The following is a 13443-nucleotide window of genomic DNA, read 5'->3' as shown; positions in this document are numbered from 1 at the left end:
TGTTTTCAGGTGCGTTTTGGTAGTTCGATCAACACTTTCAACCCGCCCCACTCGCTCACCTGCAAGTGCATCACCCCGCCCCAGGTGTCGACGATATCGCGCACAATGCCCAGGCCCAGGCCATGCCCATCGGCCTGTTCATCCAGCCGTGCGCCGCGGCTGAACACCTGATCGCGCCGGTCTTCGGGAATGCCCGGCCCGTCGTCTTCGACAATCAGCTGAAAACTTTCTGCAGCCTCGACCACACTCAATCGGACTTCGGCATCGGCCCATTTGCAGGCGTTGTCCAACAGGTTGCCGAGCAGTTCCAGCAGATCCTCGCGATCCCATGGCAGTTGCAGCCCGGCCGGGGTGCGATAGCTCAGGTTCAGATGGTCGCCGTGAATCATGTTCAATGTCGCCAACAACCCCGGCAGTTCGGCGTCGCAGTCAAACAGTGCGCCCGGCAGTGCATCGCCGGCCAAGCGAGCGCGATTGAGTTCACGATTGAGCCGCTGTTGCACCTGTTCCAGTTGTTCCTTGAGCACCTTGCGCAGTTGCGGATGCGCGTCGAGCTGTTCGCTCGAGGCAAGACTCAACAGCACGGCCAATGGGGTTTTCAAGGCGTGACCCAGATTGCCCAAGGCATTGCGCGAGCGCTTGAGGCTGTCTTCAGTGTGAGCCAGCAGGTGGTTGATCTGCGCCACCAGCGGCTCCAATTCCACCGGTACCTGCTCATCAAGTTGCGAACGCTGGCCCTGTTGCAGTTGCGCGATCTGTTCGCGGGCCTTTTCCAGCGGGCGCAAGGCGCGACGCACAGTGACCCGTTGCAACAGCAGGATCAGCAGCAACCCCGCCAGCCCCAGTCCGAGCCCGACCTGCTGCATCCGCTGGAAGCTCTCGCGCACCGGCGTGTAATCCTGCGCCACACTGATGGAAATCGACTGGCCGAGGCGCCGATAGTCGGAACGCAACACCAGCAATTGCTGCCCTTCCGGCCCCAGTTGCAGGTTGCTGTGCAGGCCGGGATGATCGAGGCGCGGCAGCTCCTGATCCCACAATGAACGGGAGCGCCAATGACTGTCGGCAAAATCGATACGGAAATAATGACCGGAAAACGGCCGTTGATAGGCTGGAGACAAGCGCCGCTCATCCAGTTGCAAGCCCTGCGGGCCACGCACCAGCGCCACCAGCAGGCTCTCGCTGTCGTTGCGCAATCCCGCCTCGAGGTAGCGCTGCAAGCCCATTTCAAACAACCACAGACTGGTTTGCGCCAGTATCAGGCCGACAATCACCATGACGCTGATCAGGCCAAGGCTCAAGCGCCGCTGGATCGACCTCACCTGGCTTGCCCGCCGAACAGGTAACCCTGGCCGCGACGGGTTTCGATCACACTCTTGCCGAGCTTGCGCCGCAGGTGATTGACGTGAACTTCCAGCACGTTGGAATCGCGCTCGGTTTCACCGTCGTAGAGGTGTTCGGCGAGGTGGCTTTTGGAAAGGATTTGCTCGGGGTGCAGCATGAAATAACGCAGCAAGCGGAACTCGGCTGCGGTGAGCTGGACCTCGGCGCCATCGCGTGTCACGCACTGACGGCCCTCGTCCAGATGCAACCCGGCAGCCTTGAGCGTCGGTTGATTGGCCTGGCCGTGGGAGCGACGCAACAACGCCTGAATGCGTAAATGCAGCTCTTCGGGATGGAACGGTTTGGTCAGGTAATCGTCGGCACCGGCCTTCAGGCCTTCGATGCGTTCAGCCCAGGAACCGCGTGCGGTGAGGATCAGCACTGGCGTAGCCAAACCTGCGGCGCGCCATTGCGCCAGCACGTCCAACCCCGGGACGCCCGGCAAACCGAGGTCGAGGATGATCAGGTCATAGGGCTCGGTACTGCCCTGATGCAGCGCGTCGCGACCATCGGCCAGCCAGTCCACGGCGTACCCTTGGCGATTGAGGCCGGCCATCAATTCGTCGGCCAGGGGCACGTGGTCTTCCACCAGGAGCAAACGCATCGGTCAGTCTTCCTTGTCTTTCAGTAATCGGCCGGTGGCGGCGTCAAGGTCAAGCTCGCGCACCACGCCTTCAGTAGTGAGCAACTCGACTTCGTAAATATAGATGTCGTGCTTCTCTTCGAGCTCAGCCTCCAACAGTTTGGCCTCGGGGTAGCGGTCCAGCGCCTGTTGCAACAATTGCTCGAGCGGCAGGATCACCCCCTGTTGGCGCAGGCGCAGGGCTTCGTCCTGATCGAGGTCACGAGCCATGGCCACCGAACAGAAAGCCAGCAGCACCAGCGCCAGTCGACTGCCGGCGCGCCGTGTTGTAAAGGAAAGCAACGTCATTACGAATCCTGATGATCCTTGAGAACCTGCCCGCTGACAGCGTCTAATTCCAGATCCCAATCGATACCCTGCGAGTCGCGCAGTTCAATCTGGTAGATGTACTTGCCGTACTCTTCTTCCAGCTCGGTTTCAGTGATAGTGGAACCCGGGTGCCTGGTCAACGCGGTGGCATTGAGTTTCTCGAAAGACACAATGGTACCAGCGTCGCGCAGCCTCAAGGCTTCATCCGGCCCCAGATCGCGCGCGTGGGCGATACTGGCGGTCAGGCTGATGATGGACGCGGTGAACAGGGCAGTCAGGGTTTTCATGGGTGTCTCCGTATTCTTTTAGGTGTTGCCTACGGGGGCCACGTTAGCGATAAGAACTTAATTGAAACTGAATTGCCATCATTGGCCACAGCAACACAAAACCTGTAGGAGCACGGCTTGCCGGCGATGGCGCCCGGGAGATCGCCATCGCGAGCAAGCTTTGCTCCTACGGGTTTGGCGCAAGCTGTTACATAATTAACTGTTGCCAGACACAGAGGCCGGTATGACCGCCATCCACATCAAGTTTCCCTCCCTGACGCTCAAGGCCGGGCCGCGTGCCTTGGCGCGCATCCGTGAAAACGGGTTGCAGGCTGCCGATGTCGGCACGTTGCCGGGCGCTGCCGGTGGCCCCAAGGCATTGGGGATTCAGGGGCTGGACCTGGCGTTATTCGGCCAATGGTTGCCGACGGCGCCCCGGGAGCGCTCGCTGATCGGCGCATCGGTGGGTTCCTGGCGCTTCGCCAGCGCCTGCCTGCCAGACGCCGCCGAAGGCATCCGCCGACTTGGCCAGCTCTACACCGAGCAGGATTTCGCCAAGGGTGTGACCATGGCGCAAATCAGCCAGAGCTCGCGGCGCATGCTCGATGACTTGCTCGACGGTCACGATGCCGCCCTGCTCGCCAACCCCCATTACCGCCTGAACGTCATGGTGGTCAAAAGCCACGGCCTGCTCGCGGATGACCATCGCGGGCGTCTGGGCCTTGGCCTGTCGTCGGTGATTGCCGATAACCTGCGCGGCCGCGCGCGGCTGTCGCGGCACTTCGAACGGTTGATCATTCACGATCCGCGCCTGGCGCCGCCGGTCAATGCGCTGAATGACTTCCCGTCACGTTTCGTCGCCCTCGATGCCGGGAATCTGCGCCAGGCCTTGCTAGCCTCCGGATCGATCCCGATGGTGATGGAAGGCGTGCGCGATCTGCCGGGTGCCGGCGCCGGGACGTTCCGCGACGGCGGCTTGCTCGACTATCACCTCGACCTGCCCTACAGCGGCGATGACATCGTGCTCTATCCGCATTTCACCGACCGGGTGATTCCCGGCTGGTTCGACAAGACGCTGCCTTGGCGCCGCGCCTGCCCGGCACGCCTGCAAAATGTCTTGCTGGTGGCGCCGTCGAAGGAGTACCTGGCGCGTTTGCCCTACGGCAAACTGCCGGACCGCAACGACTTCAAACGCTTCATGGGCGACGCCCCGAGCCGACAGAAATACTGGCGTGCGGCGATGGATGAAAGTCGGCGCCTGGGCGATGAGTTTCTCGAACTGGCCGCCAACGGTCGCCTTGGCGAGCGCTTGCTGACCCTTTAGTCAGGACAAGCTGTTAAACTCGCCGCCTGCCCGAATCGCTGCGGCGAACGCCATCTGAACAGAGCTGAAAACACTGTGGAAATTTTCAAAGAGTTTACTTTCGAATCCGCCCACCGCCTGCCCCACGTCCCGGACGGCCACAAGTGCGGCCGCCTGCACGGTCACTCGTTCAAAGTGGCGATTCATCTGAGCGGCGACCTCGATCCGCACACCGGCTGGATCCGCGATTTCTCCGAAATCAAGGCGATCTTCAAGCCGCTGTACGAGCGTCTGGACCACAACTATCTGAACGACATTCCCGGCCTGGAAAACCCGACCAGTGAAGTGTTGGCCAAGTTCATCTGGACCGAAATGAAACCTCTGCTGCCGGAACTCAGTGCGATCCGCATCCACGAGACGTGCACCAGCGGTTGCATCTATCGCGGCGAGTAAACCTGCCAATGGATGCACAACCCTGTAGGAGCGAGCCTGCTCGCGATGGACGTCAAGACACCGCGTTTTTTCCAGATACACCACGTTAACGTTAACGTCTTTCGCGAGCAGGCTCGCTCCTACATTGGGTATGCGTTTCGTCAGTGATACAAAAAACAGCCTTCAACGGCTGTTTTTTTATGCCTATGCTTTTTGGCTCGCACCTGCCAAGAGGACACGTCCATGACTGAATGGCCACTGGCTCAAACCTACCGTTTCAAAGGGCACTCCGTTCGCTATGCCGTTCGCGGCGATGGCCCGCCGCTGGTGTTCGTGCACGGCACACCCTTCTCTTCTTATGTATGGCACCGGATTGCGCCGCATTTCATCACCACGCACCGCATTCACTACTTCGACCTGCTGGGCTACGGGCTATCCGAGAAAGTTGAGGGTGACGTTTCATTGGGCGTGCAGAACGAATTACTGGCGCAACTGTTGGAACACTGGGGCCTGGATAACCCCGATGTGGTGGCCCATGACTTTGGCGGCGCGACCACCCTGCGTGCGCACCTGCTCAACGGCAAGGATTACCGCAGCCTGACGCTGATCGACCCGGTCGCGCTGACGCCCTGGGGCTCGCCGTTCGTGCAACACGTGCGACAGCATGAAGCGGCATTCAGCGGTTTGCCCGACTACATTCAGCGAGCCATCGTGCCGGCCTATATCCGCGGGGCAATCAAACGCGACATTCCGGACGACGAACTCGCACCGTACGTGCAACCCTGGCTGGGCGACCCCGGGCAAGCGGCCTTTTACCGGCAGATCGCTCAGATGGACGAACGCTTCACCCGCGAAGTCGAAGGCTTCTACCCGACGATGCGCTGCCCGGTGCAGATCCTGTGGGGCGAGGACGATCAGTGGATTCCCATCGAACGCGGGCGAGCCTTGCAACAGATGATCCCGGGCGCACAGTTTCACGCGGTTCCCAACGCCGGTCATCTGGTGCAGGAAGATGCTCCTGAGGCCGTTGTCGCGGCGTTGATGCGATTTTTGCCACTGGCGGGGATTGCCATCACCGAGCTAACGTAAGGACATTGACAACCGAACCTCTAAAAGGACTCTCCTGATGCACATCATCAATGCCAGGTTGCGCAACCAGGAAGGCCTGCATGAGTTGCACCTGGAAAACGGCCTGATCAGCAACATCGCCCGCCAGACCGAAGCACCTACCCTGGGGCCAGACGATCTGGATGCTGGCGGCAACCTGGTCATACCACCCTTCGTCGAGCCGCACATTCATCTCGACGCAACCCTGACTGCGGGCGAGCCGCGCTGGAACATGAGCGGTACGCTGTTTGAAGGCATCGAGTGCTGGGGCGAGCGCAAAGCCACCATCACCCAGGAAGACACCAAGACCCGGGCCAGGAAAACCATCCAGAACCTGGCGGCCCACGGCATCCAGCACGTGCGCACGCATGTCGATGTCACTGACCCGCAGTTGACCGCCCTGAAGGCGATGCTCGAAGTGCGCGAGGAAAGCCGGCACCTGGTGGACATGCAAATCGTCGCATTCCCGCAGGAAGGCATCGAGTCCTATCGCAACGGCCGGGACTTGATGGAGGAAGCGATCCACATGGGTGCCGACGTGGTCGGCGGCATTCCGCATTTCGAGTACACCCGCGAGCAGGGTGTCAGTTCGGTGAAGTTCCTGATGGACCTGGCCGAGCGCACCGGGTGTCTGGTGGACGTGCATTGCGATGAAACCGACGACCCGCACTCTCGCTTTCTCGAAGTGCTCGCCGAAGAGGCCCGCAGCCGCGACATGGGTTCGCGGGTCACCGCCAGCCACACCACGGCCATGGGCTCCTACGACAACGCCTACTGCGCCAAACTGTTTCGTCTGCTCGGGCATTCGGGTATCAGCTTCGTTTCATGCCCCACCGAAAGCATCCACCTGCAGGGCCGCTTCGATAATTTCCCGAAACGCCGCGGCGTGACCCGGGTCAACGAGCTGCTCGAAGCCGGCATGAACGTGTGTTTCGGCCAGGACTCGATCGTCGACCCGTGGTATCCGCTGGGCAACGGCAACATCTTGCGGGTACTCGAAGCGGGCCTGCACATCTGCCACATGCTCGGTTACCGCAACCTGCAAAGCGCCCTGGACCTGGTCACCGACAACAGCGCCAAGGCCCTGGCCCTGGGTGACCGCTACGGACTGGAACCAGGCCGGCCAGCGAACCTGCTGATTCTTTCTGCCGATAGCGACTACGAGGTGATCCGCAGCCAGGGATTGCCGTTGTATTCAGTGCGCGGGGGCAAGGTGTTGATGAAGCGGACGATGCCGGTGGTGGAGTTCAGTGGGCAGAGCTGAGACTTGCGTTGGGCTGGTCGGCAAGCCCCTTGTAGGAGCGAGCCTGCTCGCGATGAACCCGAGAACAATGCGGGGGGCCAGACTACCCGTGTCATCGTTGACGACCATCGCGAACAGGTTCGCTCCTACAAAGGGGCTTGCCAGCGATAGCGATCCAAGCGTCAATCCGTCAACCCGTCAACCGGGCCGTACCAAACAGGCTCACCCGTCGCAACTCCCCCCGCTCTTCCTCCAGCAAAATCGGCGCAGTACCACCGGGCATCGTCACTTTCACCTCCCCGGCACTCACCCAGCCCACCCGCCAGGCCGCGCACGCCACCGCCGTGGCGCTGGTGCCGGAGGACGCCGTCGGCCCTTCGCCGCGTTCGAATACGCGCGCGATCACTCGCTGCGCGGCATCATGGGCCGCCCATTGCAGATTGATCCCCGCCGGGCACGGTTGTCCTGCCCCGGTGGGCATGGCGAAAGCGATTCGCGTGAGCCCTTCGCCCAATGCGGGTTCACGCATTTGCTCGTTGCTCGGCAGCGCATCCACGTGGTCCACCAGCGTCACACAATGCGGATTGCCGACCCGTACAAACTGACTGCGGACCCATGCGCCGTTCAATGCTGCCAGCGGCTGTACATGGCTCAGTTCCCGGCCGTTGAACGTTACACTCTCAACGCCTTGAGCACTGACTGCTTGCGGGCCGAAAGTCGGTTGCCCCAGATCCAGCCAGAAACCCTGCACCCCTTCGACCTGCGCCGCTTTCACCGAGGTTTCTCCCGGTGAAATCACATCGGTCTTGTCGTGATGAACCTTGAGCACACACGCCTCGTCCCGGGGCAATAAACCTTGGTCACTCAGGGCCTGGGAGAAAATCGTCAGGCCGTTTCCACTGCGTTCGGCGAGGGTGCCGTCGGTGTTGACAATCAACAGATCGAACGGTGGCGACGACTGGAACGGACCGACCAGCAGACCGTCGCTGCAATGGCTTTTGCTGCCGGCCGGTTGCTCGCCCGGCGCCCAGGAGCAGCATGCCTCGACAGCCGCCAATGCCCACGATTCGCGGGCTTGCGCGGCGTGACCGGCTTCATCGGGTACGGCGATACCCTGTTGGCGCAGCGCCTCGGGCGCCACGACCATGTAGATATTGCCTCGTGCATCGTACATCCGCGCCATGGCGCCCTCTCTGTTGGAATGATCGGTCTGACTCAACATATCGCGAAACGCGCATCGGCTGTGCAACGATGTCAGTCTGTCGCAATGCAAAACCCTGCGGACGCTGATCGAACCCTCGCCGCACGATCACTGTCCCTTGGAGACGCGATGTTTTTAGCCAAGGATTGATATGACCAACCTCAACACCCAGACTTCATACGCACCGGGGCGCATGGAACAAATGTCCACGCGCGTCGCTTTTTTCATCGCCGGGTTCGGCATCGCCGCGTGGGCACCGCTGGTGCCGTATGCCAAGGCGCGGGCCGGGCTGGACGAAGGCACGTTGGGTTTGTTGCTGCTGTGTCTGGGGGTGGGTTCGATTCTGGCCATGCCGATGGCTGGGATCCTGGCCACGCGCTTCGGTTGCCGCAAAGTGGCGACCGGCGGGACGCTATTGATCTGTGCAGCGCTGCCGCTGCTGGCCACGGTGTCGTCGATTCCGGCCTTGATCGGCGCGCTATTTATGTTCGGCGCAGGCCTCGGCACGGTGGATTCGACGGTGAACCTGCAAGCGGTCATCGTCGAACGTGCCAGCGGCAAGAACATGATGTCGGGGTTCCACGGTTTGTTCAGCCTGGGCGGCATCGTCGGCGCGGCGGGCGTCAGTGCCCTGCTCGGCCTGGGGCTGTCGCCGCTCGGTGCGATGCTGGTGGTGGTCGCTTTGCTGTTGGTCGCCCTGCTGAAGGCCGTACCACACATGTTGCCCTATGGCAGCGACAGTTCAGGGCCGGCGTTTGCCGTTCCCCATGGCATCGTGCTGTTCATCGGCGGCATGTGCTTCATCGTCTTCCTCGCCGAAGGCGCGGCACTGGACTGGAGTGCAGTGTTCCTGGCGCAGGAGCGCGGGATCGATACGGCCTATGCGGGGCTGGGGTATGCGGCGTTTGCCCTGACCATGACGGTTGGACGCTTGACCGGTGACAAAATCGTGCGGCGGCTGGGCGCGACACGGGTGATCGTGTTCGGAGGGCTGACTGCGGCGGCCGGGCTGTTTCTGGCGACATTCGCCCCGAGCTGGGAAGCGGCGTTGGCCGGTTATGCGTTGCTCGGTGCAGGATGCTCGAACATTGTCCCGGTGCTGTACACCGCCGTCGGCAAGCAGACCGTCATGCCGGAAAGCATCGCCGTACCGGCCATTACCACCCTGGGCTATGCCGGCATTCTTGCCGGACCTGCGGTGATCGGCTTTGTCGCCCATGCCGCCAGCTTGAGCTTTGCCTTTGGATTGATGGCGTTGTTGCTGGTGGCGGTGGCGATTGGCGGGAAGGTATTGAAAGTCTGAAGGCATCGCTGGCAAGCCAGCTCCCACAGAATCGTAGTCGTACACCTAAGTCGTGTTCGCCGCGAACTCTGTGGGAGCTGGCTTGCCAGCGATAAAGGCTTCCCGGTCTATCAGAAGCCAACACTGGCCTGCACGAAAAACGTACGCGGCGCGCCAACGTACATGCCCGAGTTATTGTCGCTGGAGCGAGTGAAGTACTGCTTGTCGAAGATGTTTTTCACCCCCGCGCCCAGCTTCAGGTTCGACACCTGCGGACCAAAGTCATAACCGCCACGGACGTTCCAGGTGACGTAGCCCGGAATGTCACCGTACTGACCATCGGCCGTGCCCTCGGTGATGTAGTTGTTGCTGAAGCTGCCGTCGGCGTTCACCGCAACACCCGGTGAGCGCTGTTTGGACTGGGCAAAGGCGTCGATATTGTAGGTCCAGCGATCAATGTCGTAACGCAGCCCGGCGGTGGCCACCTGACGCGAATAGAACGGCAGGTCACGCCCCTCGAAATCCGGGATATCGCCTTCATAGACGGCACGGGTGTAGGTGTAGCCGGCATTCGCTGTCAGACCGGCCAGACGCGGGTCCAGTGCCGCCATGTCGTAATGCACCGATGCTTCGATCCCCTGGTGGGTCGTTGCGCCCAGGTTGGTCCAGCCCGCATCGTTGCTGATGTACTGCAACTCTTTATCGAAGTCGATGTAGAACAGCGTCACTTCGCCGCCCCACACGTCATCGTTGTAGCGCGTGCCGATTTCATAGGTCTTGGCTTTTTCCGGCTCCAGACCATTGGCGGTGCTGTCGCCTGTACCCCCCTGACCGAGCTGGAAATACTGCAGGCTGCCGAACGAAGTTTCATAGTTGGCGAACAGTTTCCAGGCATCGGAGATGTGATACATCACGCTCAGCGCTGGCAGCGGTTCGTTGCTTTCGATGCTGCGTTTCTTTTCCGGTACGGGCCGGCCGGCCGTGTCGAGTACCGGACGATCGTGCCAGTCGGTACTGATATGTTCAAAGCGAATACCGGGAGTGACGGTCCATTGGCCGACATCGATCTTGTTGTCGATATACACCGAGTTGGCTTCGGTGCCACCGGTTCGGTCCTGATAGACATGCCCGTCCGAACCTGGACGTACCACCGGCTCGTTGCTGCTGTTGAGCCCCAGGCGGCTGGCCTCTTCGTGCATGGCTTCTTTCAGGTAGCGATAACCGACACTGACTTCCTGGGTGGTCGGGCCGACATCGAACACATGGGATACACGCGGTTCGATGCCAAAGGTGTAGTAGGTACGCGGGAACGAGCCGATGGTTCTCTGATCGCGGGCGGCGATATTACTGCCGCGGAAACTGTCGGTGTAGTACGTCAGCACTTCGGCCTGAGTGCGGTCGTCGAGTTGGCGGACCCATTTGAACGACACGTCCTTGCGACGGCCACTGAAGCTGTCGTTGTTCCGGTCGGACTGGAACGGGTCAGCGTCGTACTGCGCCTGGGTCAGGCCGCCGGGCATGTCGGCGCTGGCGTCGTAGTAGTGAAAATTAAGACTGAAATCGTCGTAATCCGTAGGTGCCCAATGGGTCTTGAGGATCACGTCGTCGATGTCGTTGCCGTTGTTGCGCTCACGGTAGCCGTCGCCGTTCACCCCGGAGTACAACAGCGCCACGCCCATGCCGTTGTCCGCGGTGCCGCCGGCAAATACCGTGTCGATATGCTTCCAGCCACCGTGCTGGGACGTTTCCAGGGTCGTGCCGATTTCCGCCGAGGCTTGTTCCGGAATCGCACGGGTCACGAAATTGATCACACCGCCCACGTTCTGTGGTCCGTAGCGCACGGAACCGGCCCCGCGCACCACGTCGATGCTGTCGAGGTTGCCGGAGGAAATCGGTGCCATGGACAGCTGCGGTTGGCCATAAGGCGCGAACGCCGCAGGCACGCCGTCGATCAGCACGGTGGAGCGCGGCGACAGGCGAGACGTCAGGCCGCGAACACCAACGTTCAGGGAAATGTCGCTGCCACCGGTACCGTTGGCGTCCTGCACTTGCACACCCGGCACACGTTTCAGAACGTCGCCGACGTTCATCGCACCTTGCTCGACCATCGCTTCGCGGCGGATCACGGTTCGCGCGCCCGGGTGATTCTGCACCACGGCGGCGTCGGCATCATCGAGCCAGTCGCCGACCACTTTGATGTCGGTCACGCCCAATTCCAGTGGCCCTTTTGCAGCCGCCGTTGGCGCCGGCAACAAGGTGACCGAGCCTTCATCGATCTGGTATTGCAGGCCGCTGCCCTGCAACAGCTGACGCAGCGCCTCTTCCGGGGAAATATTGCCCTCCACCGCCGGAGCCTGTTTGCCGGCCACCAGTTCAGGGCTGAAAAAAACCTGCAACGACGTTTGCTGGCCCAGCTCACTCAAGGCCTGACCCAGTGGCTGCGCCCTGATTTTAATGGCGTCGGCCGCGAAGGCCTGGGGCATCGCAACGTTGATCGCCAGTGCGAGCGCCAAGGGCAACCAAGGGAGATTGTTGTTTTTAGCGGCGGATTTTTTCACGTCAAACGGCGTCCTGTGAATCGCAAGAGTGTGCGCTTGTTAATGCAAACCAGTTGCAGTTGAACAGGAAGACGATGAACTCGAAAAAAACCTGAATTTTATTTTGAAATTATTTCCTGACTGCCGTCAGCGAGGGTACGCACGGCCACCGGAAGTATGCTCGGCAAGGCCTTGAGCAGCGCATCGGTGTTGTCGGACTTGAACACGCTGGTCAGACGCAGATCGCCGACTGCGCGGCTGCCGACCTTGAGCGGCGTCTCGCGATAGCGCGAGACTTGCTCGGCGACATCGGCCAGCCTGGCGTTGTTGAAGACCAGTTTGCCGTTGCGCCAGGCGGTCAGTTCGGCCGAGTTGACCGCATAGGCCGCCGCGACTTTGCCGTGCGCATCGACGTGGGTGCCCAGGCCAGCCGTAAGGTTGATGAAATCGTTGTCGGCAGCGTCGTGCCCCTGAACCTTGACGGTGCCCTGCTCCACCACGACCCGGGTTTCGCTGGCGCCACGGCGCACATCGAAACGGGTGCCGGTGACCGTGACTTTGCCGCTGCCGGCCTCGACGATGAAGGGTCTGCGGGTGTCATGCTGGACGCTGAACATCGCCTCGCCTTCACTCAGTTCAACGGTGCGTCGGTCTTTTTCAAATCGCACCTGAATGCGACTTCGGCTGTCCAGGTCGACCACCGAGCCATCCGGCAGCGCCACATGACGGCGCTCGTTCAGTGCTGTGGAGAACTCAGCCGTGTAAGGCGCCGGATGATTCAGGCCACTGAACAAACCCAGCCCGAGCGCTACCGCCAACACGCTGGCGGCAACCGCATAACGCAGCACCGGGCGGCGTTTGTTGCGCGTTGGCGCTTCCTGACACAGCGCTTGCAGACGCGCCGCAGGCACCAGGTCGGCAGCTTTCCACAGCCCCTGGAGCCATTCGAATTCGGTTCGATGTTGCGGGTGTTGGTCCAGCCAGGTTTCGAACTGGCGATGCGTTTGGGCATCGACCGCAGGTTCCTGCAAAAGCACAAACCACCGCGCCGCTTCATCGCGGACCGCTGTTTGCCCGCACGCACAAGCACGAGTATCCATCATGGAAGTTCCTGTTTGGCTGGGGATGAAAAATGGCCACCGCTCATGATTGCAGTCCGTCCAGGCGGTCGCGCAGATGCCGCAGCGTGCGGATCATATACTTTTCCACCATGTTCTTGGACAGCCCCAGGCGTTCGGCGATTTCAGCCTGGGTCAGGCCTTCGATCTTCTGCCAGACAAACACCTTGCGGCAGTTGATCGGCAATTCGGTGAGCGCGCGCTCGATGGAATCGGCCAATTGGATCGCGTGCATGAAATGCTCCGGGTCGCCGGTTGACGACACACTGAGATCAATCGCCTCTGACTCCATGGCGCCCCGCCGATCCTCACGCCGATAACCGTCCACCGCGATATTGCGCGCGGTCTGGTGCAGGTAAGCCCGAGGTTGCTCCACCGCCGCCGAATTCGCCTCAAGCACCCGCACGAAGGTGTCGTGGGCCAGATCCTCAGCCTGCTGACGGTTTCTCAGGCGACGGGTCCAGGTGCCAACCAACTCTTCGTAATGCTCGAAAAAGCCGTGTCTGCGGGGCAGCTTGGGGATCATTTCGGTGTGCTGTGGAGACGGGGGCGTGAATAGTAATGCTTCCTATTAACCCAAGGCAACGATTTGCAGCTCAGTGGGCAAACAGCCCGCCAT

At 61.2% G+C, this 13443-nt stretch carries 13 protein-coding genes; 5 read left to right on the top strand and 8 right to left on the bottom strand.

The features are described 5' to 3' along the window. Positions 1-5: 5 nt before the first annotated feature. From D8U73_RS08485 to D8U73_RS08470, 4 genes are read right to left on the bottom strand one after another with little or no spacing between them, the layout of a single operon-like run. Complete coding sequence (locus D8U73_RS08485; RefSeq protein WP_130904212.1) at positions 6-1322, bottom strand: ATP-binding protein; 1317 nt, start codon at positions 1320-1322, stop codon at positions 6-8. Beyond that, positions 1319-1987 carry a response regulator transcription factor gene (locus D8U73_RS08480; RefSeq protein WP_056854817.1) on the bottom strand — a complete coding sequence of 223 codons (669 nt, stop codon included), beginning with the start codon at positions 1985-1987 and terminating at the stop codon, positions 1319-1321. Before D8U73_RS08480 ends, D8U73_RS08485 begins: the two co-directional genes overlap by 4 nt. Positions 1988-1990: 3 nt before the next feature. Next, the gene (locus tag D8U73_RS08475; protein ID WP_056854818.1) at positions 1991-2314 is read right to left on the bottom strand and encodes a PepSY domain-containing protein; all 324 of its coding nucleotides are present in this window, start codon (positions 2312-2314) and stop codon (positions 1991-1993) included. Continuing rightward, positions 2314-2622, bottom strand: a complete 309-nt coding sequence (locus D8U73_RS08470; RefSeq protein ID WP_056854819.1) for a PepSY domain-containing protein — start codon at positions 2620-2622, stop codon at positions 2314-2316. The genes D8U73_RS08475 and D8U73_RS08470 overlap by 1 nt, the downstream gene beginning before the upstream one ends. A 223-nt stretch (positions 2623-2845) precedes the next feature. On the opposite strand from D8U73_RS08470, the gene D8U73_RS08465 reads away from it, so the two are divergent. The 4 genes from D8U73_RS08465 (at position 2846) to codA (ending at position 6707) form a co-directional block, all read left to right on the top strand. Beyond that, positions 2846-3925, top strand: coding sequence for a patatin-like phospholipase family protein (locus D8U73_RS08465; RefSeq protein ID WP_130904211.1), 1080 nt, complete (start codon positions 2846-2848; stop codon positions 3923-3925). 75 nt (positions 3926-4000) lie between these two features. Then, a complete protein-coding gene (gene queD, locus D8U73_RS08460; RefSeq protein ID WP_130904210.1) occupies positions 4001-4357 on the top strand; it encodes a 6-carboxytetrahydropterin synthase QueD in 357 nt (118 codons plus the stop codon). 222 nt (positions 4358-4579) lie between these two features. After that, positions 4580-5425, top strand: coding sequence for an alpha/beta hydrolase (locus tag D8U73_RS08455; protein ID WP_130904209.1), 846 nt, complete (start codon positions 4580-4582; stop codon positions 5423-5425). A 37-nt stretch (positions 5426-5462) separates the two neighbouring features. After that, positions 5463-6707: a cytosine deaminase gene (gene codA / locus D8U73_RS08450; protein ID WP_130904208.1), complete on the top strand. Its 1245-nt coding sequence runs from the start codon at positions 5463-5465 to the stop codon at positions 6705-6707. A 169-nt stretch (positions 6708-6876) separates the two neighbouring features. On the opposite strand, the gene D8U73_RS08445 is transcribed toward codA, so the two are convergent. Continuing rightward, a complete protein-coding gene (locus tag D8U73_RS08445; protein WP_130904207.1) occupies positions 6877-7869 on the bottom strand; it encodes a diaminopimelate epimerase in 993 nt (330 codons plus the stop codon). Positions 7870-8038: 169 nt separating this feature from the next. Between D8U73_RS08445 and D8U73_RS08440 the strand changes: the two genes are divergently transcribed. Continuing rightward, positions 8039-9190 (top strand): MFS transporter, encoded by a 1152-nt coding sequence (locus D8U73_RS08440; RefSeq protein ID WP_130904206.1) that lies wholly within the window; start codon positions 8039-8041, stop codon positions 9188-9190. A gap of 110 nt (positions 9191-9300) precedes the next feature. Here D8U73_RS08440 and D8U73_RS08435 read toward each other — a convergent pair whose 3' ends face one another. The 3 genes from D8U73_RS08435 to D8U73_RS08425 form a co-directional block, all read right to left on the bottom strand. Then, the gene (locus D8U73_RS08435) at positions 9301-11727 is read right to left on the bottom strand and encodes a TonB-dependent receptor (RefSeq protein WP_130904205.1); all 2427 of its coding nucleotides are present in this window, start codon (positions 11725-11727) and stop codon (positions 9301-9303) included. A 98-nt stretch (positions 11728-11825) separates the two neighbouring features. Beyond that, complete coding sequence (locus tag D8U73_RS08430; protein ID WP_130904204.1) at positions 11826-12809, bottom strand: FecR family protein; 984 nt, start codon at positions 12807-12809, stop codon at positions 11826-11828. Between the two features lie 40 nt (positions 12810-12849). Next, complete coding sequence (locus D8U73_RS08425) at positions 12850-13350, bottom strand: sigma-70 family RNA polymerase sigma factor (protein WP_056854832.1); 501 nt, start codon at positions 13348-13350, stop codon at positions 12850-12852. Between the last annotated feature and the right edge of the window lie 93 nt (positions 13351-13443).

The organism is Pseudomonas sp. Sample_22 (genome assembly GCF_004307635.1).
Classification (GTDB): domain Bacteria; phylum Pseudomonadota; class Gammaproteobacteria; order Pseudomonadales; family Pseudomonadaceae; genus Aquipseudomonas.
This window is presented reverse-complemented; position numbering and strand designations above follow the sequence as displayed.

What these genes read in the sequence shown, in the direction of transcription:
- D8U73_RS08480 (WP_056854817.1), bottom strand. Translation starts at nt 1,987, where the DNA reads ATGCGTTTGCTCCTGGTGGAAGACCACGTGCCCCTGGCCGACGAATTG.
- D8U73_RS08475 (WP_056854818.1), bottom strand. Translation starts at nt 2,314, where the DNA reads ATGACGTTGCTTTCCTTTACAACACGGCGCGCCGGCAGTCGACTGGCG.
- D8U73_RS08470 (WP_056854819.1), bottom strand. Translation starts at nt 2,622, where the DNA reads ATGAAAACCCTGACTGCCCTGTTCACCGCGTCCATCATCAGCCTGACC.
- D8U73_RS08465 (WP_130904211.1), top strand. Translation starts at nt 2,846, where the DNA reads ATGACCGCCATCCACATCAAGTTTCCCTCCCTGACGCTCAAGGCCGGG.
- D8U73_RS08455 (WP_130904209.1), top strand. Translation starts at nt 4,580, where the DNA reads ATGACTGAATGGCCACTGGCTCAAACCTACCGTTTCAAAGGGCACTCC.
- codA (WP_130904208.1), top strand. Translation starts at nt 5,463, where the DNA reads ATGCACATCATCAATGCCAGGTTGCGCAACCAGGAAGGCCTGCATGAG.
- D8U73_RS08445 (WP_130904207.1), bottom strand. Translation starts at nt 7,869, where the DNA reads ATGGCGCGGATGTACGATGCACGAGGCAATATCTACATGGTCGTGGCG.
- D8U73_RS08440 (WP_130904206.1), top strand. Translation starts at nt 8,039, where the DNA reads ATGACCAACCTCAACACCCAGACTTCATACGCACCGGGGCGCATGGAA.
- D8U73_RS08430 (WP_130904204.1), bottom strand. Translation starts at nt 12,809, where the DNA reads ATGATGGATACTCGTGCTTGTGCGTGCGGGCAAACAGCGGTCCGCGAT.
- D8U73_RS08425 (WP_056854832.1), bottom strand. Translation starts at nt 13,350, where the DNA reads ATGATCCCCAAGCTGCCCCGCAGACACGGCTTTTTCGAGCATTACGAA.